Source organism: Actinoplanes sp. NBRC 103695 (genome assembly GCF_030269485.1).
Classification (GTDB): domain Bacteria; phylum Actinomycetota; class Actinomycetes; order Mycobacteriales; family Micromonosporaceae; genus Actinoplanes.
Genome location: NZ_BSTL01000015.1, coordinates 227,016 through 250,420, shown reverse-complemented (window position 1 = coordinate 250,420; position 23,405 = coordinate 227,016). Strand labels below are relative to the sequence as shown.

The window sequence follows — 23,405 nt, the reverse complement described above, 5'->3', positions numbered from 1 at the left end:
CCCCTGGAGGCTCTCTTGAAACTCAGGAACCTGCTTCTGTCCCTATCCCTCGTCATCCCCACCATCGCCGTCGCCACGCCCGCCCAGGCGATCGGCCCGGCCATCCTCCCCGTCACGGTCACCAACAACACCGGCCGCGGCGAAGCCGTATACCTGTACACGATCGGCGTCCAGCTCTCCAGCGGCCGGCTCGGCTACGTCAACCAGGGCGGCACGTTCACCGCCTGGTCCGGCGGCCAGAATCCGCCCTCGCCCGCACCCGACGTCGCCATCGGCGGCCCCGGCAACGGCGGCACCAGCACGATCAACTTCCCGCGCGGGTTCTCCGGCCGGGTCTACTTCTCCCTCGGCGAGAAGCTCAAGTTCTTCCTCACCCCGGACGGGCTCGTCCAGCCCGCGCCATGGGCCGGCGGCGACACCAACCGCAACATCCTGTTCGACTGGTCCGAGTTCACCTACAACGACGCCGGGCTGTGGCTGAACAGCTCGCAGGTCGACATGTTCGCGATCCCGCACGCGGTCACCGTGACCGGGGCGAACGGCGCCACCAAGCGCACCGGCGACGTGGTCAGCAACGGCCGCAACGCGATCATCGACGGCATCCGGGCGCAGTCCGGCTGGGCGAACACCGCGATGACCCGCTCGGACGGCACCGTGCTGCGGGTGCTCGCACCGGGCAAGGCGGCCGAGGCGGGGCTGCTGGCCGCCAACTACTACGACTCGTACATCGCCTCGGCGTGGAACGCATACACCGGCAAGGTTCTGACCGTCGTGCCGTTCGGGGACCAGCCCAACCTCAAGTACTTCGGGCGTACGTCGGGCAACGTCATGAACTTCACGAACAGCGCGGGCCAGCAGGTGGCGTCGTTCAACCGCCCATCCTCGGGCAGCGTGTGGGGCTGTGCCGGTGACCTGCCGGCGCCCAACGACCAGGTGGTCGGGCCGATCTCACGAACCCTCTGCGCCGCCCTCAACCGCGGCACCCTGGGCACTCTGGACACTCAGCCGACCACGAACGCGGGCGACTTCTACCGCAACAACCCGGCCAACCAGTACGCCCGGGTGATCCACGCCAACATGGTCGACGGCAAGGCCTACGCGTTCCCGTTCGACGACGTCGGCGCGTTCGAGTCGCTGGTCCACGACGGCGACCCGCGCTCGGCCGGCCTGATCCTCAGCCCGTTCGGCGCCGGTGGCTCCACCCCGCCGCCCGCCGAGGTGCCGGTGATCAGCACCTGGAACAACCTCTGCGTCGACGTGCCGGGCGGCAACTTCGTCGACCGGGCGCTGCTGCAGACGTACACCTGCAACAACTCAGCCGCCCAGAAGTGGACGTTCGAGGGTGGCGCGCTCAAGACCCAGGGCGGCAAGTGCATGGACGTCGCGGACGGCGCCACCGGCAACGGCGCGGCGATCCAGATCTACACCTGCAACGGCTCCGGGGCGCAGCAGTTCACCCTCTCCGGCTCGGGTGACCTGGTCAATCCGCAGTCCAACCGATGTATCGACATCAAGGACTGGGTGAACGGAAACGGCGCGCGCCTGCAGCTGTGGGACTGCGCCGGATCCGCCAACCAGAAGTGGCGCAAGGGGTAAGCGCCTGAACCAGGGCGCGCGCTTCCGGTAGTGGGAGCGCGCGCCCTTCGGCGTACAGGCTGTCGAAGCGCTGTCCGAGCGCCTTCCCGATCCGCGAAGAGACGCGGCGGAAGTCGTCGCCCGACGCGTCACCCGCCGCGCCGAGCAGCCGAGCACCGACATCGGCGTCGCCCACCGCGGCGACCTGATCGCCCCGATGGTCACCGAGTTCCTGGACCAGCGGTCCTAGTTCAGATCCTTGGCGCGCCAGATGCACACCTGGTCGTCGACGCACGCGGCGATCGCGATCTGGCCGTCGAGCTCGGTCACCGCGAGCCGGGACACCTCGCCGGTGTAGAACTCCCACAGGTGCGGCGGCCCCACGGTGCCGCCGGTGGCCGGATCCCACGCCATCACCTTGTGGTCGCCGGCCGAGAACGCCAGCGAGCGACCGGACCGGGTGGTCAGCAGCGCCACCGCCCGGTTCCAGCCGTAGCCGGGCTGGGCGAACGTGGCCAGCAGGTCACCGGTCGCCAGATCGCGGACGTCCAGGTCGGCTCGTTCCTCGGGCCGGCACCACCCGTCCGGCTCGTTCTTCGCGGCGTCGATGCCGTGCACCGCGACCGGCCGGCCGCCCAGCACCCCGAACGCGCCGACGTCGCCCTCGTCCGGCATCAGGATCGGCTTGCGCAGCTCGACGCCACCCGCGACATCCCACAGGGTTCCGACCGCCAGGTCGTCCCAGTGCTTCTCGTCCGGCCGCAACCCGCCGATCACGAGCGCCACCAGCCGGCCGTCCACCTCGGACAGGGCGATACTCGTCGCTTCACGCCGCACGCCGACCTCGGCGTGGAGCTCCGCGGTCACCACGTCCCACACGCGGAGCCGTGCGTCCGCACCGGCCGCGGCCACGAACCACCGGTCTCCCAGCCGGGCGGCGGCCAGCGGCCCGGCATCGCGCAGCGGCGGCCCGACCCGTTCTCCGGTGGCCGGATCCCAGCGTTCAACGCCGCCGTTCTCACCGGCGCTGACCAGGATGTCGTCGCCCGGCCCGGCGAACACGACCGCCCGGACAGGTTCGCGGTGCGCCTCGATCACCCGCACGAAATCCGTCGTGCCGGCGTCCCAGATCCGGATCGTTCCGTCGTCACCACCCGAGGCGAAGACCGGCCGGCCGCCGCTCGTCCCCGCGGCCACCGCCCGCACATCGCCGGTGTGGCCGTGCTCCGCCTGCGCGGCGTTCCAGGGATGTTCGTCCACAGGCCTGTCCATCCCGTGGAGGCTAGTGAGATCGAACAACAAATCCGACAGGACGCTGTCGCGCCTGGTCGCCGAGGCGGCGATCCTCCCCAGCGAGTCCCGCATCGATCATTTCGTGGGATTCGGACGTTTATCCGGAACTGCCGAGTCGAGCTGCGCGGGATCCCCGTCGCCACGGCCCAGGTTGATCAATGCAAAACCGGTGCGAAGTTTGTCGCGGAAGGTCGGGTCAGCGGTGAGGAGCACATAGAGCACTGCCCAGCCGATCGTGAGCAGGCGTGCCCAGTTGAGAATCGTCTCGTTGAAGCGCAGCCACGGCTGCGCCGTCAGGGTCACGGCCAGGGGCAGACCTGCGAAGAAGAGTGTGCGTGCGGAGTCGAAGGCGATCTGCCGCCGCGGCCGACGCCGTGTTCGAGGCTCCGGCGACTCGACTGTTCGGAGACGACCGAGCGACCCGGTGGCCAAGGCCACGATGTCCTTGCGAAGCACGATCTCGATTCGCTGCCACGATCCTGGCGGCGCCGTCACCAACAGATATTTGAGCTCGCGGATCGCCGCCGCCGCTCCACGCCCACGTCGTCGCAGCAACTCGGAGCTCGCCGAGTCGGCGGCGAATACTCCCGGCAGGTCGGCTTCGAGCCTGATGGCGACCTGTTCGATGGTGCGCAGCCGATGACGTCGCCACCCGAGGTCGTTTCGCAGAGCCGGCCGCCGAAGTTCGGAGAGCACCTCGAGGAGAGCTACGAGAGCGAAGCCACGCGGATCGGCCCCGCCGAGCCTGCGCAGCGCGAACACCTTCGCGATCCGTCCGCCGGCGGCGGCGAACAGGCGGCACGCGGCTGCGACCGCGGTGCCCACCATGGTCGCGCCGATCAGGAACGCCCACCGTTCGTCGGCTCGGGACAGAAGGTAACCGGCCACGCCGATCACGACGATCGCCGGAATGACGCGCGTCACCAGCCGGTCGCCGGGCTCAGCCCTGGTGACGGAGTCGGCCCGTCTGAGCAGCGCGAGGATGACCGCGGCGCACAGGACGCCGGTCATCACCGACCACAGCGGAGCCGAATCGCCGGCCAGGGCGATGGTGATTCCGCCGGCAACCGAAGCGGAGAAGCCCGCCGTGAGCCGAGCCACCACGTTGAATCGCTGCCACTTCAGTCGCTCCCTGGCCTCACGAAAGGTGAAGTGGTCGGAGATGAACCGAAGATTGACAGCCTTGGACGGCCCGGTCACCGACCCGAGCACCCGGGCCAACCCCGCGGCTCGGGTCCTCCAAAGCTCCAGGGTGGTTTCGTCCGAGCGGCGCATCCGGTCGCGCAGCCTCCGGAGCGGGCCGCCTGTGCGCCACCACAGCCGCCGCCGCAGGGCCCGTGCCGATTCGCCGAGACCTTCGGTCGGGCCGAACGCGTCGAAGGACAACGTGGCGAACGCAAGGTCCGAGAGCAGCTCAGCTCGGATCGCACGGGCCTCCGGAACCTGACCGAACTGCTCAATGTACCGATCGCTCACGTCAAGGGCTTCGACGTAGCGATCGAGGTACTTGAGGAACGTGACCTCGGCGTCGAGGAGCGACGCCTTACCCGGCTCGATCGCACGTGCCTCGCGGATGCGCTGGAGAGCCAGTTCTTCCTGATCGTCGAAGTACAGGGCCCAGGCCAGCTGATCGAGAAGCGGCACCGTCGGCCGACCAGAGTCGTAGATCGCTCCGAGTCTCGCGGCCGCGTCGGAATGGTTTTCACCGGCTGCTCGATCGATAGCTTCTCTCACCTTTGCGGCCACGGCGAACTTCGCTGCCAGCACGTCAGGCCGTTCCACTTCGATCGCCGCGCCGGCGGGGCCCAGCCTCGTCGAGAGATTCTGTTGATCCCGTCGTCTCCCGCGAGCGCGTACGAACCAGAGTGGGCCCCCTGTCAGCCACCAGCGTCTCCGGGACTGCGAACGTTCGCGGCTGGTTGTCCGACGAGCCTCAACGGCAAGGAAGGGGAGACCGGCAGTGCGGAGGACCCGTTCTCTGACCAGTCGATATCCGTCGTTCCCGCCCTCTTGCACCAAGGTCCAGGCGTCGCGTAGCCGGTCGAGATCAAGGTAAAGCTCTGCCTGCCGAAGCTTGAGGTAGCCGAACCGAGGATCGAGCCGGGCGGTGAGACGGAGGGCGAGACCGGGGTCGTCCAGCCGGCCCGCCAGTTCGACGGCCGCCCAGATGAGCCGTGGTGAGGCGTCGGCTGCGGACAACGGCTCGATCAGCAGCCGAGCGGCGGCCGGCACGTCACCGTCGGCGGCCAGCCGGTCCACCCTCCGGAGAAGCCTCCACGCCGCACGATCGCGGTCGGATCCGTCCACTATCTCCTTCAACAGTGGCTGCACATCGATATCGGCGTCCAGCTCGACCGACCGATCCGCGCTCATCCGTTTCTCGAGCCTCGCCGTCTCGCGCCGGCGAATTCGGCTGCGGATCGGCCTCAACGGCCCACCGGTGATCCACCAGAGGCGCAGCCGCTCGGTCCGTCTCTCGCCGGCGACGGAAATTCCGTGACGGTGCGCGTCCTGGGCGAGCGCCGGGTAACCGAGATCGCGATAGAGGTCGAACAACTCCGTATTGGCAGCCTCCGATGACGCGGGAAGCAGCGCTTGAATCCGGGCGACAGCGACCAGATCGTCGCCCCGGTTCTGTAGCACCGTTCTCAGGGTTTGGAGAGTGAGCCAATCCGGTGCCAGCCTGACGGCGAATTCGAGAAGAAGCACGGACCTGGCGTCGTGCCCCAGCCTGTTCTGCTCCTCAGCCAGTGCGCGTATCAGATCCGCATCGAGCGGATCCTGAAGCGGTGATTCGGTGCCGAGCATCGCATCGGCCAGCAACCAGGAGATCTCGGCTGGATCGTCCAGTTCGGATGCCCTGCGCAGAAGGCCGTCACGGTCCATGCGACCCAGCATGTCGCCCGCGGCCCCACAGCGTTATCGGGGATCCGACCAGACCTGAGATCGGGCCGCGGTTCGCAGAACGACGCCTTGCGTCATCCGGACTCGTCGGTGCCCAGGTCGCGGTAGGCGGGTCGCAGCAGGTCGACCAGCGGGATGTGCCGGACCTTGATCTTGGGCGCGTCCAGGGCTCGCAACAGCAGCTCCGGCGGCGCGGTCACCCGGGCCGGCCGCTCGCGCAGCCGGCTCAGCGAGATCCCGGGGGAGTAGTAGTCAGCCAGCCGGTCGGCCAGGGTCGTCTCGTCGACGGCCAGCGGATCGATCACCTCGGCCGGCTCGGGGGTGGCGCGCAGTGCGTCCAGCAACTCGTCGCGGCTGCGCCCACGCCAGGCCAGCACCAGGAACGGGTCGTCGTCGAAGGCCTCGGCCAGCACGTAGAGCACCGCCGAGGTGTGCTTGCAGGGCACACTCCAGTCGGGGCAGCTGCACGTCATGTCCACATGGGACGGGAAGAGCGGCAGGCCTGCGCCGTCGAAGATCTCCATGATCTCGTGCGGCATGTTCCCGGCCAGCAGGGCGGCCCGATAGAGCGCCTGGTCGGCGAGCGCCGCCGTCAAGGCGGTCCACTGTGTCTCGTCGAAGGCGTCGATCGCCAGCGCGACCTCGTACGGATCGGTCCTCGAGCCCTGCACCCGGCCGGACACCCGGCCGGGTGTGAGGGTGAAGTCGATGACCTGGCCCTTGCGGGCGTAAGCCCGGCCGCGCGCCAGGCGGCCGGGCGGGCAGATCCGCTCGAGGATGTCCACGAAGCGCCGCGACCACCACTGCGAGCCGATGTCGCCGCGCTGGGCGCGCACCGCGATGCCGCCGTCGACCTTGATCGGCTGCCCGCCGGAGAAGAATCGCCCGTCGGGGTCGACCGGCATGTCAGCTCACCGCCACCGGGTCGAGCGCGAACAGCTCGCGCAACTGGTCGGTGTTCAGGTCGCCGACCCAGTCCTCGCCGGTGCCGACCACGGACGCGGCGAGTGCCTTCTTCCGCTCGATCATCGCGTCGATCTTCTCCTCCAGCGTGCCGGTGCAGATGAACTTGCGGACCTGCACGTTGCGCCGCTGGCCGATGCGGAACGCCCGGTCGGTGGCCTGATTTTCGACGGCCGGGTTCCACCAGCGGTCGTAGTGGATCACGTGGTTGGCGGCGGTCAGGTTGAGGCCGGTGCCGGCCGCCTTGAGCGACAGCAGGAACAGCATCGGCTCGTCGTCGGTCTGGAAGCGCTCGACCAGGGCGTCCCGCCGGGCCTTGGTCAGGCCGCCGTGCAGCCAGAGCACCGGCCGGTCGAGGTGCGCGGCCAGGTAGGGCTGGAGCATCGAGCCGAACTCGGAGTACTGAGTGAAGATCAGCGCCTTGTCGCCGTCGGAGATGATCTCCTCGGTCAGCTCCTCCAGGCGGGCCAGCTTGCCGGACCGCCCGGGCAGCCGGGAACCGTCCTTGAGAAGGTGCGCCGGGTGGTTGCAGACCTGCTTGAGCTTGGTCATCGCGGCGATCACGTTGCCCCGGCGCTGGATGCCCTCGGAGCCCTCGATGACGGCCATCATGTCCTCGACCACGGCCTGGTAGAGCGTCGCCTGCTCGGCGGTGAGCGTGCACCAGGTCTTCATCTCGTCCTTCTCCGGCAGGTCCGAGATGATCGACTTGTCGGTCTTGAGCCGGCGCAGCACGAACGGACCGGTGGCCCGCTTGAGCGCGGCGGTGGCGTCGGCGTCCTGCCGGATCTCGATCGGTTCCTGGAAGCGGCGGCGGAACCGCTTGGCCGGCCCGAGCAGGCCCGGGTTGCAGAACTCCATGATCGACCACAGCTCGGCCAGGTGGTTCTCCACCGGCGTGCCGGTCAGGGCCAGACGGGTACGCGCCGGGATCGCGCGCACCGCCTGCGCCTGCCGGGTGCCCGCGTTCTTGATCGCCTGAGCCTCGTCGCAGGCCACCCGCCCCCAGGCGATGTCCCGCAGCGCCCCCAGGTCACGCAGCGCCGTGCCGTAGGTGGTCAGCACCAGATCAGCCCCGGCCACCGCGGCCAGGAACTCGTCGTCCCGTTTCCGGGTGCCGCCGTGATGCACGTAGACGCGAAGGCTCGGCGCGAACCGCTCAGTCTCTTTCTGCCAGTTGCTGACCAGCGACATCGGACAGATCATCAGCGTCGGCAGCACGGCACCCTGCTTGGCGCCCGCTCGCTCGGCGCCCGCCCGCTCGGCCAGCAGCAGCGACAGCGTCTGCGCGGTCTTGCCCAGGCCCATGTCGTCCGCCAGGATCCCGCCCAGCCCCAGCCGGGACAGGAAGTGCAACCAGGACAAACCCCTTTCCTGGTACGGCCGGAGCGCGCCCTGGAACGTCGTGGGGGTGGCCACCGGCTCCAGCCGCTCGGCCGCCCCGCCGAGCAGGTCGCCGAGCATCCCGTCGGCGTCGACCTCGAGCAGGGGCAGGTCCTCGTCGCCGCCGTCCACCACGGTCTGCAGCACCTCGGCGGCGGTGAGCTCACCCTCCCGCCGGCGGTCCACCGCCCGCAGCGCCGCCTTGAGCTGCCGGTCGTCGAGCTCCACCCACTGACCACGGATGCGAACCAGGGGCACCTTGAGCCGGGCCAGCTCGGCCAGTTCCTCCGCGCTGACCGTGCCGTCGCCGATCACCAGGTCGATCCGGAACCCGACCAGCTGGTCCAGCCCGAAGCCCGACTCGGCGGCGGCGCGGGACGACTCCTTCTTCGTACGCGTGCGGGTGGTCAGCTTGAGCCCCACGGCCTTGCGCCCGGCCCACTTGGGCAGCTGCACCCCGAAGCCGGCCGCCTGCAGCAACGGCGCGGCCTGCCGGAGGAACTCGTGCGCCTCGCCGGTGTCCAGCGTCATCGCGGCCGGATGCGAGGCACGCAGGGCGACGTGCAGCAGCGGGAACAGTCGCACCGCGCGGCCCAGCCCGGCCAGCAGCGTCTCGTCGGGCCGCACCGGCAGGCCCGGCATCCGGTCGCCCTCCCAGAGCCGCGCGGCCGGGAGGTAGAGGCTCGGGTCATCCGCCGACTGCAGCGCGAACTCCAGGCCCCAGTCGTCCTCGCCGGGCGGCGGCTCGCTGAGCCGGAAGCTCACCCGGATCGGCCCGTTCGCCTCGTGGGCGGCGGTCAGCCAGGCATCGAGCACCCGGCGAAGCTCGGCGACCTCGCCCGCCGGGGCGCCGGGCAGCGTCGGGTCCTCGTCGGTCAGCGCGAGCACCCAGCGGTCGGGCAGCGGCGCCTTGGGCCCCGGCCGGTGACCGAGCAGCAGGCGCTCGGGCAGCAGGGACCGGGCCGCCGCGTCGACCAGGGCGGCCAGCGCGTCGCGCAGAGTCGCCCCCTCGCCCGCCTCGTGTGCGGCGCGGCAGACCGGCGGCATCGCGGCGGCGAAGTCACGATAGGTGGCGGCGTCGGCCCCGGTCAGCACCGGCCGCCAGCGCGCGGCCTGCTCACCCGCCTCGGCGACCAGCTGCGGGAGCATCCGCCCGCGGCGGGCCATGTCGCAGGCGTGCCCGGCGAGCATGCACAGGTAGCGCAGGGAGGCCGCCGAGCTCCACGGGCCACTCGGGTCGGGCGAGGCCAGCGCGCCGAGGGCGGGCAGCGCGGCCTCGCCGGGCAGCAGCAGCGCCGGCGTCTCCCACTCGGTGAGGCGCAGGCCACGGCCGGGCGTCTCGCTGCCGGACTCCGGCGAGGGCAGCGGGCCCTTGGCCGTGCCCGGCAGCCGCAGGGTGAGCGTGCCCTCGACCGACTTGGCGAGCTCGTCGCCCAGGTCGTCGAGCGCCGCCAGAAGGGTGCCGGCGGACACCGCGAAGGGGTGCGCCCGCCTTTTCCCGCGCGACGTCGCGGTCAGCGGCAACTCCGGGTCCTCGGCCCAGAGCGCGAGCTGCCCGGGAGCCCCTGAACCGGGGAGCCAGACACCGTGAACGACAAGCACGGAACGACCCTAGCCAAGGGGACCGACAAAACCGGTCGCCGGTGACACGCGCCGCTGACGACGTCCCGAATCTGCACGTACGCTTGCCGGGTGACTGCCACGACCGAGATCGACAGCATCCTGCAGCGCGCCGCCGACGGCGGCCGGATCAGCGCCGAGGAGGCGCTGCTTCTCTACACGGATGCGCCGTTCCACGCCCTCGGCGAGGCGGCCGACGCGGTCCGGCGGCGTCGATACCCCGACGGCATCGTCACCTACCTGATCGACCGCAACATCAACTACACGAACGTGTGCGTCACCGCCTGCAAGTTCTGCGCCTTCTACCGGGCGCCGAAACACTCCGAGGGCTGGTCGCACCCCATGGAGGAGATCCTGCACCGCTGCGGCGAGGCGCTCGACCTCGGCGCCACCCAGGTGATGCTCCAGGGCGGTCACCACCCCGAGTTCGGCGTGGAGTACTACGAGGAGCTCTTCTCCTCGGTCAAGAAGGCCTATCCCCAGCTCGTGATCCACTCCATCGGCCCCAGCGAGATCCTGCACATGGCCAAGGTGAGCGACGTCTCGATCGAGGAGGCGGTGGTCCGGATCAAGGCCGCCGGCCTCGACTCGATCGCCGGCGCGGGCGCCGAGATGCTGCCGGACCGGCCGCGCAAGGCCATCGCGCCGCTCAAGGAGAGCGGGGCCCGCTGGCTCGAGGTGATGGCGGTCGCCCACCGCAACGGCCTGAGCTCCACGGCCACCATGATGATGGGTACGGGCGAGACGAACGCCGAGCGCATCGAGCACATCCGGATGATCCGCGACGTCCAGGACCTGGCCGTGGCCAACGGCTACGTCGACTCCCCGGTCGAGCGGGCCGGCGGCCCCGGCGGCTTCCGGGCGTTCATCCCGTGGACCTACCAGGCGGAGAACAACCATCTCAAGGGCCGCACCCAGGCCACGACCCTGGAATACCTGCGCTTCGTCGCGGTGTCCCGGCTCTTCTTCGACAACGTGGCCCACCTGCAGGCGTCCTGGCTGACCACCGGCAAGGACGTCGGCCAGCTGTCGCTGCACCTGGGCGTCGACGACCTGGGCTCGATCATGCTGGAGGAGAACGTGATCTCCTCCGCCGGCGCCCGGCACCGCTCCAACCTGCACGAGCTGATCTGGATGATCCGCACGGCCGGCCGCATCCCCGCCCAGCGCGACACCCTCTACCAGCACCTGGCCGTGCACCACACCGAGGCCGACGACCCCACCGACGAGCGCGTCGTCTCGCACTTCTCGTCGATTGCCATGCCGGGCGGCGGCGCCGGCCGCACCCAGCTCCCGCTGGTCGACGCCTCCTGACGGGCAAGTACGGACGGTACGCGACCGTCGCGGCGTAGGTAATCGACGTACTGCTCTGCCGGCCGGCGTCGGGGTGGCCTTCGTCGTCGGGGTGGCGTTGCTCCTGGGTCGCAGGCGTCGTGAGGGGGTCGAGTAGGCCGTACAGCCGTCCTGCTCAACCGTTCAGGCAGGTGCGGTTCCCCGGGTCGGTGAGGGGCTGGTTGCTCCTTCGTAACGAGCGTCGTGTCTTGCTGTACCGGGCGCGTTTGCGCTGGATATCGTGCCTCCAGTAACACAGCGCAACACACTGACGCCGCTAGTTGCCATCAACGAGCGCGGCGCTTACGGACCCGACCGATGGCGGTCGTATATATAACGCAACACAGTGGCGGGCGGGATGGGCGACCATCCCGCCCGCTTCCATATCTGCGGCCGCGGGAGGCGACCCGGTGCGGCCTGGCAGAGTGGAAGCGTGACGCGCGCAGATCTGGACAAGGAGCCGCACGAGGTCGCCGAGATGTTCGACGGCGTGGCCCGGCGGTACGACCTGACCAACACGGTCCTGTCGTTCGGCCGGGACCGTGGCTGGCGGCGGGCCACCCGGGCGGCACTGGCGCTGCGGCCGGGGGAACGGGTGCTGGATGTGGGTGCGGGCACCGGCATCTCCACCGAGGAGCTGACCCGCTCGGGGGCGTACGCGGTGGGCGCCGATCTCTCCACCGGCATGCTGGCGGCGGGCCGGCACGCCGGGCGCACTGTCCCGCTGGTCGCCGGCGATGCGCTGCGGCTGCCTTTCCCGGACGGCGCCTTCGACGCGGTGACCATCTCCTTCGCGCTGCGCAACGTGGTGGACACCGGCGCGGCGTTGCGTGAGCTCGGCCGAGTCACGCGCAAGGGCGGCCGCCTGGTGGTGTGCGAGTTCAGCCATCCGGTCAACCGGGCTTTCAACGCCGTCTACCTCAACTATCTGATGCGGTCGCTGCCGTCGGTGGCGCGGGCGGTGAGCAGCAATCCGGACGCGTACGTCTATCTGGCCGAATCGATCCGCGCCTGGCCGGACCAGAACGGTCTGGCCGAACGCATCGTGCGGGCCGGCCCGTGGGCGCGCGTCGGCTGGCGGAATCTGACCGGCGGCGTCGTCACCCTGCACCGCGCGACCAAGGAATAAGCAGGGTGAAAACCTCTTAAAACATCCAAAACTCTTAAAACCGTGCTTAGCGTACGAAGGTATGCGCACACTCGGGGATCTCGAGGACACCGACATCGATCTCGCCATCGATGATCAGGAGGAGGGTGAGCGGCGCGCGTTGGAGTTGGCCAGCCGCATCCGGCTGGTGGCCGCGGAGGATCCGGGGCTGGCCCAGGATCTGGTGGATCAGCTGATCATCGCGCTCGACCGGGCGATGGGCGGTACGTTTCGGAAACACCTGGACGGAGCCGCCCGACTGGTCGCAGACCGGGCACTCGACAGAGGTTCGGCCGCGTGACTCGGGGTTAGGTTCCCCTAACCCCGAAGCGCCTCGATGGCCGTCCTAGACTCCGGGTGGGCTGGCTTGTGAACTGTTTCACGAGCCCGCGCGAAACGGAGGTGAGGCCGTGCACGAGCAGCTGACAGCGATCGTCGACGAGGCCGATGTGATCATCGTCGGCGCGGGGCCGGGCGGTTCCGCGGCGGCTTATCACATGGCCCGGCACGGCCTACGTGTCCTTCTTCTGGAGAAGACCGAGTTCCCGCGTGAGAAGGTCTGCGGCGACGGTCTGACCCCGCGCGCGACCCGGCAGCTGATCCGGATGGGCGTCGACACCTCCGAAAAGGCCGGTTGGCTGCAGAACAGGGGCCTCCGCGTGATCGGCGGCGGCGTCCGGCTCGAGCTGGACTGGCCCGAGCTCGCCAGCTTCCCCAGCTACGGCCTCGTGCGCACCCGTCTGGACTTCGACGACATGCTGGCCAAGCGCGCGGTCGAGGCCGGCGCCGTCCTGCACACCCGGGTCACCGTGACCGGGCCGGTCCTGGACGACGACGGTCACGCCATCGGCGTCCTCGCCAAGCGCGGCGCGGAAAAGGAGCCCGTTCAGTTTCGCGCGCCGTTGATCGTCGCGGCGGACGGTGTGTCCGGCAAGCTGCCCCTCGCGATGGGCCTGGCCAAGCGGGACGACCGGCCGATCGGCGTGGCGGTGCGGCGGTACTACCACTCGCCGGTCCGGGCCGACGACGACTACCTCGAGTCCTGGCTGGAGCTGCGCAGCGCACAGGACCGCGACCGGCTGCTGCCCGGGTACGGCTGGATCTTCGGCCTCGGCGACGGCCGGGTGAACGTCGGGCTGGGCATCCTCAACTCGTCCAGCGCGTTCGGCCGGACCAACTACCGGGCGATGCTGACCGACTGGCTGGCCACCACGCCGCCGGACTGGGGCATGACCGACGAGTCGAACGCGGGCGGTCAGATCCTGGGCGCGGCGCTGCCGATGGGCTTCAACCGGGTTCCGCACTACACCCGCGGCATGATGCTGGTCGGCGACTCCGGCGGCATGGTCAACCCGATGAACGGCGAGGGCATCGCGTACGCGATGGAGTCCGGCGAACTGGCCGCGGAGGTGGCGGTGCAGGCGCTGGCCCGGCCGGCCGGACCGGACCGTGAGCGCGCGCTGCGGGCGTACCCGGCGGAGTTGAAGATCCGATTCGGCGGGTACTACCGCCTGGGTGGCGTCTTCGTGAAGATGATCGGCAATCCGCAGATCATGCGGGTGGCGACGAAGCACGGGATGCCGCATCCGACACTCATGCGATTCGTTCTGAAACTGCTGGCGAACTTGACGGATCCGCGCGGTGGCGACGCGATGGACCGCGTCATCAACGGCCTGACCAAGGTGGCCCCAGCCGTATGAAATGGCAGGCCACCCCGGTAACCCCCGGCGATTCTCGGATCAATACTGTGAGCTGGACGACACCCGAGCAGGAGAGAGCATGACGATCAATCCGTACGTCCCGATCGTCGGGCTGCTGATTCTCGGCGCGCTGTTCGCGTTGTTCTCCGTGTCGATCGCGCCGATCGTCGGACCGAAGCGCTACAACCGCGCCAAGCTGGAAGCGTACGAGTGCGGCATCGAGCCCGCGCCGCAGCCGATCGGCGGCGGCCGCTTCCCGGTCAAGTTCTATCTGACCGCGATGCTCTTCATCATCTTCGACATCGAGACCATCTTCCTGTACCCGTGGGCCGTCTCCTTCGAGTCGCTCGGCCTGTTCGGGTTCGTCGAGATGGTCCTGTTCATCATCACCGTCTTCATCGCCTACACGTACGTGTGGCGGCGTGGCGGCCTGAACTGGGACTGATCACTCATGGGAATCGAAGAGAAGCTGCCGAGCGGCATCCTGCTCACCTCGGTCGAGAAGCTCTCGAACTGGGCCCGGAAGTCGTCGTTCTGGGGCGCCACGTTCGGTCTGGCCTGCTGCGCCATCGAGATGATGGCGGCCGGCGGCCCGCACTACGACCTCGGTCGCTGGGGCATGGAGGTGTTCCGCGCCTCGCCTCGCCAGGCCGACCTGATGATCGTGGCCGGCCGGGTCAGCCAGAAGATGGCGCCCGTGGTCCGGCAGATCTACGACCAGATGCCCGAGCCGCGCTCGGTCATCTCGATGGGCGTCTGCGCCTCGTCCGGCGGCATGTTCAACAACTACGCGATCGTGCAGGGCGTCGACCACATCGTGCCGGTGGACATCTACCTGCCGGGCTGCCCGCCGCGGCCGGAGATGCTGATCGACGCGATCCTGAAGATGCGCGAGAAGGTCATGGCCCAGCCGCTCGGCCCGAACGGCCGCAAGATGCTGGCGGCTCGCGTCGCGGAGGGCAAGGTGCCGGTCGTCGCGCCGGGCGCGATGCCCTCGTCGTACCGGGCCGACAAGGTTCGTCGTGCGGAGTGGACGCAGGCGGTCAAGGAAGGCCGCGAGGAGCAGCTTCGCATCGAGAACTGGATGAAGCTGCAGCCGCATCTGCGGGAGGACGGCAAGTGAGCATCGAACCCACGGGCGCCGAGCTGGGCGCGCCGTCACAGACCCCGGCCAGCCCGCAGAAGGGCATGTTCGGCATCACCGGCAGCGGTGACGTCTCCGGCTTCGGCGGCCTGGTCCGCAAGCGGCCCGAGGTGGCCGGCACCGCCAAGCCGTACGGCGGCTACTTCGACGAGGTCACCGACGCGCTGGAGGAGGCCTACCCGGGCTTCGCCGACGCGATCGAGAAGGTCGTCGTCGATCGGGGCGAGCTGACCCTGCACATCGCGCCGGAGAAGATCGCCGAGGTCGCGCAGATCATGCGGGACGACGAGTCGCTCCGCTTCGAGCTGTGCTCCTCGGTGTCCGGCGTGGACTACCTCAACACCGACGCGCGGCGGCTGCACGTCGTGTACCACCTGACCTCGATGACCTACCGCCGGCGCGTACGCCTCGAAGCGGCCATCCCGGCCGGCGGCAGCCTGCCGAGCGTGACCAGCGTCTACCCGACCGCCGACTGGCAGGAGCGGGAGACGTACGACATGTTCGGCGTCGTCTTCACCGGTCACCCCAACCTCACCCGGATCCTGATGCCGGACGACTGGGACGGCCACCCGCAGCGTAAGGACTACCCGCTCGGCGGGGTGCCCGTGGAGTACAAGGGCGCCGAGATCCCGCCGCCCGACCAGCGGAGGGTTTACCAGTGACTTCCTCTCAATATGCGGCCGAGCGCGAAACGACCGAGGGCCGTGTCTTCACGGTCACCGGCGGCGACTGGGACAGCATCACCGGCGCCATCGACCCCCTGAGCAACGAGAAGATCGTCGTCAACATGGGTCCTCAGCACCCGTCGACGCACGGCGTGCTCCGGCTGGTGCTGGAGCTCGAGGGCGAGACGGTGACCGAGGCTCGGCCGGTCATCGGTTACCTGCACACCGGCATCGAGAAGAACCTCGAGTACCGCAACTGGACTCAGGGCACCACGTTCGTCACCCGCGCCGACTACCTGGCGCCGTTGTTCAACGAGGCCGCCTACTGCTTCGCGGTGGAGAAGCTGCTCGGCATCACCGACGACATCACCGAGCGGGCGAACACGATCCGGCTGCTCTTCATGGAGCTCAACCGGATCTCGTCGCACCTGGTCTGGATCGCCACCACCGGCATGGAGCTGGGCGCGATCTCGATGATGCTGTACGGCTTCCGCGAGCGTGAGTACATCCTGGACATCTTCGAGGAGACGACCGGGCTGCGGATGAACCACGCGTACTTCCGCCCGGGCGGCGTCGCGCAGGACGTCCCGGACTCGGCGGTCCGCAAGATCCGGGACTTCCTGAAGTACATGCCGAAGAAGCTCAAGGAGTACGAGAGCCTGCTCTCCGGTCAGATCATCTGGCAGGAGCGCACGCAGGGCGTCGGCGTGCTCGACGTGACCGGCTGCCTGTCGATGGGCGTGACCGGGCCGGTGCTGCGCGCCGCCGGGCTGCCCTGGGACATGCGCAAGACGATGCCGTACTCCGGGTACGAGGACTACGAGTTCGACGTGCCGACGGCGCAGACCTCCGACGTGTGGGGCCGCTACCTGGTCCGGATGGCCGAGATCCGCGAGTCGCTGAAGCTCGTCGAGCAGGCGCTGGACAAGCTCAAGCCAGGCCCGATCATGATCGCCGACAAGAAGATCGCCTGGCCGGCCCAGCTGGCCGTGGGCGTGGACGGCATGGGCAACTCGCTCGAGCACGTCGCCAAGATCATGGGTCAGTCGATGGAGTCGCTGATCCACCACTTCAAGCTGGTCACCGAGGGCTTCCGAGTTCCGGCCGGGCAGGTGTACGTGTCCATCGAGCACCCTCGCGGCGAGCTCGGCGTGCACGCGGTCTCGGACGGTGGCACACATCCGTACCGGGTGCACATGCGTGATCCCAGCTTCGTCAACCTGCAGGCCCTCCCCGCGATGGCCGAGGGTGCTCTGCTCGCCGACGTGATCGCCGGCGGCGCCTCGTTGGACCCCGTGATGGGTGGGTGTGACCGATAGATGTCCGATGCTGAGCAGCAGGGGCGGCTCCGCCGCACTGCAATGAAGACCGTCGACGAGGTGGAGTTCTCCCCGGCCGCGACGCCGCTCGCCGAGAAGCTCCTGGAACCCGCGCTCGAGATCATCGCCCGCTACCCGGCGGGCCGCAGCCGGTCGGCGCTGCTTCCGCTGCTGCACCTGGTGCAGACGGTGGAGGGGCACGTCAGCCCAGCCGGCGTCGCGTTCTGCGCCGAGATCCTGGGCATCAACAAGGCCCAGGTCGGCGCGGTCGCCACCTTCTACACGATGTACAAACGCCGGCCGACCGGTGAGTACCTGGTCAGCGTCTGCACCAACACGCTGTGCAACGTGCTCGGCGGCCAGCAGGTCTACGACGAGCTGTCCGAGCACCTGGGCGTCGGGCACGACGAGACCACGGCCGACGGCCGCATCACGCTGGAGCACGCGGAGTGCCTGGCCGCGTGCGACTACGCGCCGGTGGTCACGGTCAACTACGACTTCGCGATCGACGAGGCCACCCCGCAGAGCACGATCGCGATGGTCGAGCAGCTCCGCGAGGGCGGCGACCTGCCGACGCCGAGCCGGGGCGCCCGGATCTGCTCGCTGCGGGACATGCAGACCCAGCTGGCCGGCTTCGCCGACGAGCGGGACGGCGCGATCGCCGACGGGCTGGCCGGCGCGCCGACCCTGCGCGGCGTGACCCTGGCCCAGCAGCACGGGATCGCGGTGGCCGACTTCAACCTGGACACCCCGATCACGACGACGAAGGATCGGCGCGACGAGTCGGCCAAGGCGGTCAAGGACTCGGATCCGGCCGTCTCGCCGTTGGTCGGACGGCTGCCCGCCTCCGCGACCAAACCCGCTGCCAAGCCGGCCGAGGGCAAGGTCACCCGGGTCGCCAAGAAGGCGGCGACCAAGGTGAAGGCGGCCGCCGAGGCGGTCACCCACCGGCACGCCGGCGAGGACCTTCCCGGTGGCGACGTCAAGAACCCCGAGACCCGTACGGCCGAGAAGCGCAACCCCACCATGGGCGAGCCCGACCGGACCGGCGGCGCGACGGCGACCGAGCCGGTGCCCAGCAACCCCGCTGAGGCGTCCGGCGTCGCGCAGAACACCGCGGCGGGCGACGGCAAACCGGCGGGCGACGACGCCCGCCCGGCTGCCGCCTCCGGTGCCGCGGCCTCCGATGTCGAGGAGAAGAAGTGACGCAGCCACGGCGTGAGGTGCTCGAGAAGCTGACTCCGGTGCTGACCAAGCGCTGGCTGTCGCCGGACGCCTGGAAGATCGACGTCTACCAGCGACTGGACGGCTACGCGGCGCTGAAGAAGGCGCTGGACGTGCACCCGGACGACCTGATCCAGCTGATCAAGGACTCCGGCCTGCGCGGACGCGGCGGCGCCGGCTTCCCGACCGGTCTCAAGTGGGGCTTCATCCCGCAGGGCGACGGCAAGCCGCACTACCTGGTGATCAACGCCGACGAGGGCGAGCCGGGGACCTGCAAGGACCTGCCGCTGATGACGTACGACCCGCACTCGCTCATCGAGGGCGCGATCATCGCCTCGTACGCGATCCGGGCCAGCCGGGCATACATCTACATCCGTGGCGAGGCGGTGCACGCCGCACGCCGGCTGCGCAACGCGGTCAAGGAGGCGTACGCGAAGGGCTTCCTCGGCGAGAACATCCAGGGCTCCGGGTTCGACCTGGACCTGGTGGTGCACAGCGGGGCCGGCGCGTACATCTGCGGCGAGGAGACGGCGCTGCTCGACTCGCTCGAGGGCTTCCGCGGCCAGCCGCGCCTGCGCCCGCCGTTCCCCGCGGTGGCCGGCCTCTACGCCAGCCCGACCGTGGTGAACAACGTCGGCACCATCGCCAGCGTGCCGTACATCGTGCTGGGCGGCGCCGACTGGTGGAAGAGCATGGGCACGGAGAAGTCGTCCGGCCCGATGATCTATTCGCTGTCCGGCCGGATCGCCAACCCGGGCCAGTACGAGTGTGGCCTGGGCATCACGTTGCGCGAGCTGATCGAGCTGGCCGGCGGCATGAAGCCCGGCCACAACCTGAAGTTCTGGACGCCGGGCGGGTCCTCCACGCCGCTGCTCACCGCCGAGCACATCGACACCGCGATGGACTTCGAGGGCGTCTCGGCGGCCGGGTCGATCCTCGGCACCACGGCCATGCAGATCTTCTCCGACCAGGACTGCCCGGTGTACGCGACCTGGCGCTGGCTGGAGTTCTACCACCACGAGTCCTGCGGCAAGTGCACCCCGTGCCGCGAGGGCAACTACTGGATGGTCCGCACGTACCGGCGGATCCTCTCCGGCCACGGCACCTACGCCGACCTGGACACGTTGCAGGACACCGCGGACAACATCTTCGGCCGGTCGTTCTGCGGCCTGGGCGACGGCGCGGCGACCCCGGTGGTGTCCACGCTCAAGTTCTTCCGCCAGGACTACCTGGACTACATCGAGGGCCGGACCGCTCCGCGGCTGTCCGAGAAGGCCCTGGTAGGAGCGCACTGATGACCGACGTGGCTAAGAAGGCCGACACTGTCACGCTGACCATCGACGGCGTACAGGTCGAGGCGGAGAAGGGCGAGCTGGTCATCCGCGTCGCCGAGCGGATGGGCACCGCGATCCCGCGGTTCTGCGACCACCCGCTGCTGGCCCCGGCCGGCGCCTGCCGCCAGTGTCTGGTCGAGGTGGAAGGCCAGCGCAAGCCGGTCGCCTCCTGCACTCAGACGGTGGCCGAGGGCATGGTCGTCAAGACCCAGCTCACGTCGGAGGTCGCCGACAAGGCGCAGCACGGCGTGATGGAGCTGCTCCTGGCCAACCACCCGCTGGACTGCCCGACCTGCGACAAGGGCGGCGAGTGCCCGCTGCAGAACCAGGCGATGTCCAACGGCCGCACCGAGTCTCGCTTCCACGAGCACAAGCGCGAGTACGAGAAGCCGATCCACATCTCCAGCCAGGTGCTGCTGGACCGTGAGCGGTGCATCCTCTGCCAGCGCTGCACCCGGTTCTCCGAGGAGATCGCCGGCGACAAGTTCATCGACCTGATGGACCGCTCGTCCGGCGAGCAGATCAACGTGTACCGGGACGACTTCTTCGGCGGCGACCTCACCGGTGACGGGCAGGTCGGCGACGGCGAGGGCGACGTCGCCTTCAACTCGTACTTCTCCGGCAACACGATCCAGATCTGCCCGGTCGGCGCGCTGACCGGCGAGCAGTACCGGTTCCGCGCCCGGCCGTTCGACCTGGTCTCCTCGCCGAGCGTCTGCGAGCACTGCTCCGGCGGCTGCGCGAGCCGGGTCGACCACCGCCGCGGCAAGGTGCTACGCCGGATGGCCGGGGACGACCCGGAGGTCAACGAGGAGTGGAACTGCGACAAGGGACGCTGGGCGTTCCGGTACGCGACCGCGACCGACCGGATCATGGAGCCGCTGATCCGGGACAAGGCCACCGGCCAGTACCGCACGGCTTCCTGGAGTGAGGCGCTGCTCGCCGCGGCCGAGGGCCTGACGGCGGCGAAGGGCGCGGGCGTCGGCGTGCTGACCGGCGGCCGGCTCACGGTCGAGGACTCGTACGCGTACGCCAAGTTCGCCCGGGTCGCGCTCGGCACCAACGACATCGACTTCCGGTCCCGCCCGGTCAGCGCCGAGGAGGCCGACTTCCTGGCGTCCTCGGTGGCCGGGCTGACCGACGTGACCTTCACCGACGTGGAGCACGCTCCCTCGGCGGTCATCGTCGGCCTGGACCCCGAGGAGGAGTCGGCGATCCTCTTCCTGCGCCTGCGCAAGGGTGCGATGAAGCGGAAGCTCAAGGTCACGGCCGTGGCGCCGTTCCTGACCCGCGGCCTGGAGAAGGTCAGCGCCGCGCTGGTCACGGCGGTTCCCGGCGACGAGGCCCGGCTGCTGAACACCGACGCGACGGTCGCCGCGGCGCTTGCCGCGCCGGGCTCGATCCTGATCGTCGGCGAGCGCCTCGGCGCCGTCCCCGGTGGTCTCTCGGCCGCTGCCGCGCTGGCCGCGCGGACCGGCGCCCGTCTGGTCTGGGTGCCCCGGCGGGCCGGTGACCGCGGTGCGGTCGACGCCGGCTGCCTGCCCAACCTGCTGCCCGGCGGCCGCCCGGTCGCCGACCCGGCCGCGCGCGCCGAGCTCTCCGCCGCCTGGGACCTGGCGAGTGGCCTGCTGCCGACCTCGGCCGGCCGGGACACCGACGGGATCCTCCGCGCGGCGAAGGACGGACAGCTCGGCGGCCTGCTGGTCGCCGGTGTGGACCCGGCCGACCTGGCCGACCCGCGCCTGGCCGAGGAGGCGCTCGACGCGGTGCCCTTCCTGGTCAGCCTGGAGCTGCGGCAGAGCGCGGTCACCCGGCGCGCTGACGTGGTGCTGCCGATCGCACCGGCCGCGGAGAAGTCCGGCACGTTCCTCAACTGGGAGGGCCGCCTGCGGTCCTTCGAGACGGTGCTGCCGACCACGGCGATGACCGACGGCCGGGTACTGGAGGCCGTTGCCGCGCTGATGGACGTCACGCTGAACACCGGCGACGTGATGGCGATCCGCCGCGAGCTGGGCGCGATGCCGGCCAGCCGCGCGGATCGTCCCGCGGTGCCCACGGTCGCCGCGGCGGCCGTTCCGGCGCTGGGCGCGTCCGAGGCGATCCTGGCCACCTGGAACCAGAACCTCGACCTCGGTTCGCTGCAGGACGGCGACGAGGCGCTGGCCGGTACGGCCCGCCCGCCGGTGGCCCGCATCGGCAAGGACCTGGCCGACACGCTGGGCGTCGTGGACGGTGACCTGATCTCGGTCAGCACCGATCGCGGCACCGTCTCGCTGCCGGCCGCGATCACCGACCTGCCCCCGCAGGTGGTGTGGCTTCCCACCAACTCGCCAGGCTCGACGGTCCGCCGCAGCCTGGGGGTCAACTCGGGAGCGGTGGTCCGGCTGTCGGCCGGCGTGCCGGGCCCGATCCTCGCTGAGGGGGCTCTCGCCTGATGGGCAACGGACTCACGGTTCTCGCGCAGGACCCCACGCTGCAGACGTTCGAACAGGACGTCTGGTGGATCGTCCTGATCAAGCTGCTCGGCGTCTTCGTCATCCTGCTCCTCCTGACGCTCTTCACGATCAACTACGAGCGCAAGGTCGTGGCCCGGATGGCGGTCCGCCCGGGCCCCAACCAGGTGGGCCCGAAGGGCTGGCTGCAGAGCCTCACGGACGGCGTGAAGTTGCCGTTCAAGGAAGAGATCATCCCGAAGACCGCGGACAAGGTGGTCTACTTCATCGCGCCGGTCATCTCCGCGACCGTGGCCTTCACGGCGTTCGCGGTGATCCCGTTCGGACCGGTCGTCTCGATGTTCGGCCACAAGACGGCGCTGCAGCTCACCGACGTTCCGGTGTCCGTGCTGGTGCTGCTGGCCTGCTCGTCGATGGCGGTCTACGGCGTGGTGCTGGCCGGCTGGGCGTCCGGGTCGACCTACCCGCTGCTCGGCGGTCTGCGGTCAAGTGCGCAGATGATCTCGTACGAGGTCGCCATGGGCTTGTCGATCGTCGCGGTGTTCATGACCGCGGGGACGATGAGCACCTCGCAGATCGTCAAGGCGCAGGCCGGCAGCGGTTCGGTGGACATCTTCGGCTGGCACCCGACGGCGCCGAGCTGGTACGCGGTCCTGCTGCTGCCGAGCTTCATCATCTACTGCATCGCCGCCGTCGGTGAGACCAACCGGGCGCCGTTCGACCTCCCCGAGGCCGAGTCGGAGCTGGTCGGCGGTTTCCACACCGAGTATTCGTCGTTCAAGTTCGCGCTGTTCTTCCTCGCCGAGTACATCAACATGATCACCGTCTCGGCCTTCGCCACCACGCTCTTCCTGGGCGGCTGGCGGGCGCCGTGGCCGATCAGCTCGATCAACGACGGCATGTTCAACCAGGGCTGGTGGCCGCTGCTGTGGTGGCTGGGCAAGGTCCTGCTGCTGCTGTTCGGCTTCATCTGGCTGCGGGCCACGCTGCCCCGGATGCGCTACGACCAGTTCATGCGCTTCGGCTGGAAGGTCCTCATCCCGGTCAACCTGGTCTGGATCCTGTTCCTGGCCGGCGTCAAGGTCGCCAACAACGAGCTCTCGACCGGCACCAAGTGGCTGGTCATCGGCGGCGTGGTGATCGCGGTGCTGCTGATCGCGATGTTCTGGCCGTCGGCGAAGAAGGTCAGACAGCTCTCCATCGAGGAGCGGCTGGCGGCCCGCCCGCCGGGCAGTTTCCCCGTCCCACCCATGGACCTGCAGGTGCCGCCGAGCCCACGGGCACGGCGCGCCGTCGCCGAGCGCGCGTCCGCCACGGTCGGCGATTCCTCGCCAGAGAAGGAGGTGTGA

17 protein-coding genes are annotated in these 23,405 nt (G+C 69.7%); 13 read left to right on the top strand and 4 right to left on the bottom strand.

What is annotated here, in order from left to right; genetic code table 11:
- Positions 1-15 precede the first annotated feature (15 nt).
- Positions 16-1,596: a beta-1,3-glucanase family protein gene (locus QSK31_RS27460; RefSeq protein ID WP_285687268.1), complete on the top strand. Its 1,581-nt coding sequence runs from the start codon at positions 16-18 to the stop codon at positions 1,594-1,596.
- A gap of 225 nt (positions 1,597-1,821) precedes the next feature.
- Here QSK31_RS27460 and QSK31_RS27455 read toward each other — a convergent pair whose 3' ends face one another.
- The 4 genes from QSK31_RS27455 to QSK31_RS27440 all read right to left on the bottom strand — a co-directional run bounded on the left by QSK31_RS27455 (position 1,822) and on the right by QSK31_RS27440 (position 9,720).
- The gene (locus QSK31_RS27455; protein WP_285687267.1) at positions 1,822-2,847 is read right to left on the bottom strand and encodes a WD40 repeat domain-containing protein; all 1,026 of its coding nucleotides are present in this window, start codon (positions 2,845-2,847) and stop codon (positions 1,822-1,824) included.
- 96 nt (positions 2,848-2,943) lie between these two features.
- Positions 2,944-5,754, bottom strand: coding sequence for a hypothetical protein (locus tag QSK31_RS27450; RefSeq protein WP_285687265.1), 2,811 nt, complete (start codon positions 5,752-5,754; stop codon positions 2,944-2,946).
- A 92-nt stretch (positions 5,755-5,846) separates the two neighbouring features.
- Complete coding sequence (locus QSK31_RS27445; protein WP_285687263.1) at positions 5,847-6,677, bottom strand: SWIM zinc finger family protein; 831 nt, start codon at positions 6,675-6,677, stop codon at positions 5,847-5,849.
- Position 6,678: 1 nt separating this feature from the next.
- On the bottom strand, positions 6,679-9,720 hold the full coding sequence (locus QSK31_RS27440; protein WP_285687261.1) for a DEAD/DEAH box helicase: 3,042 nt from the start codon (positions 9,718-9,720) through the stop codon (positions 6,679-6,681).
- Positions 9,721-9,810: 90 nt separating this feature from the next.
- Between QSK31_RS27440 and mqnC the strand changes: the two genes are divergently transcribed.
- The 12 genes from mqnC (at position 9,811) to nuoH (ending at position 23,405) form a co-directional block, all read left to right on the top strand.
- Positions 9,811-11,052: a cyclic dehypoxanthinyl futalosine synthase gene (gene mqnC / locus QSK31_RS27435; protein ID WP_285687259.1), complete on the top strand. Its 1,242-nt coding sequence runs from the start codon at positions 9,811-9,813 to the stop codon at positions 11,050-11,052.
- A 451-nt stretch (positions 11,053-11,503) separates the two neighbouring features.
- Positions 11,504-12,199 (top strand): demethylmenaquinone methyltransferase, encoded by a 696-nt coding sequence (locus QSK31_RS27430; RefSeq protein ID WP_285687258.1) that lies wholly within the window; start codon positions 11,504-11,506, stop codon positions 12,197-12,199.
- Between the two features lie 61 nt (positions 12,200-12,260).
- Positions 12,261-12,518 (top strand): hypothetical protein, encoded by a 258-nt coding sequence (locus QSK31_RS27425; protein ID WP_285687257.1) that lies wholly within the window; start codon positions 12,261-12,263, stop codon positions 12,516-12,518.
- Positions 12,519-12,627: 109 nt separating this feature from the next.
- Complete coding sequence (locus tag QSK31_RS27420; RefSeq protein WP_502873018.1) at positions 12,628-13,917, top strand: geranylgeranyl reductase family protein; 1,290 nt, start codon at positions 12,628-12,630, stop codon at positions 13,915-13,917.
- Positions 13,918-13,996: 79 nt separating this feature from the next.
- Positions 13,997-14,362 (top strand): NADH-quinone oxidoreductase subunit A, encoded by a 366-nt coding sequence (locus QSK31_RS27415; protein ID WP_502873017.1) that lies wholly within the window; start codon positions 13,997-13,999, stop codon positions 14,360-14,362.
- Between the two features lie 6 nt (positions 14,363-14,368).
- A complete protein-coding gene (locus QSK31_RS27410) occupies positions 14,369-15,040 on the top strand; it encodes a NuoB/complex I 20 kDa subunit family protein (protein ID WP_285687256.1) in 672 nt (223 codons plus the stop codon).
- Between the two features lie 65 nt (positions 15,041-15,105).
- Complete coding sequence (locus QSK31_RS27405) at positions 15,106-15,723, top strand: NADH-quinone oxidoreductase subunit C (protein ID WP_285687333.1); 618 nt, start codon at positions 15,106-15,108, stop codon at positions 15,721-15,723.
- Positions 15,720-17,045, top strand: a complete 1,326-nt coding sequence (locus tag QSK31_RS27400; protein ID WP_285687254.1) for an NADH-quinone oxidoreductase subunit D — start codon at positions 15,720-15,722, stop codon at positions 17,043-17,045. The genes QSK31_RS27405 and QSK31_RS27400 overlap by 4 nt, the downstream gene beginning before the upstream one ends.
- Positions 17,046-18,251, top strand: coding sequence for an NADH-quinone oxidoreductase subunit NuoE (nuoE, locus tag QSK31_RS27395; protein WP_285687252.1), 1,206 nt, complete (start codon positions 17,046-17,048; stop codon positions 18,249-18,251).
- The gene (nuoF, locus tag QSK31_RS27390; protein WP_285687251.1) at positions 18,248-19,564 is read left to right on the top strand and encodes an NADH-quinone oxidoreductase subunit NuoF; all 1,317 of its coding nucleotides are present in this window, start codon (positions 18,248-18,250) and stop codon (positions 19,562-19,564) included. Before nuoE ends, nuoF begins: the two co-directional genes overlap by 4 nt.
- Positions 19,564-22,038 (top strand): NADH-quinone oxidoreductase subunit G, encoded by a 2,475-nt coding sequence (locus tag QSK31_RS27385; RefSeq protein WP_285687250.1) that lies wholly within the window; start codon positions 19,564-19,566, stop codon positions 22,036-22,038. Before nuoF ends, QSK31_RS27385 begins: the two co-directional genes overlap by 1 nt.
- Positions 22,038-23,405, top strand: a complete 1,368-nt coding sequence (nuoH, locus tag QSK31_RS27380; RefSeq protein WP_285687248.1) for an NADH-quinone oxidoreductase subunit NuoH — start codon at positions 22,038-22,040, stop codon at positions 23,403-23,405. Before QSK31_RS27385 ends, nuoH begins: the two co-directional genes overlap by 1 nt.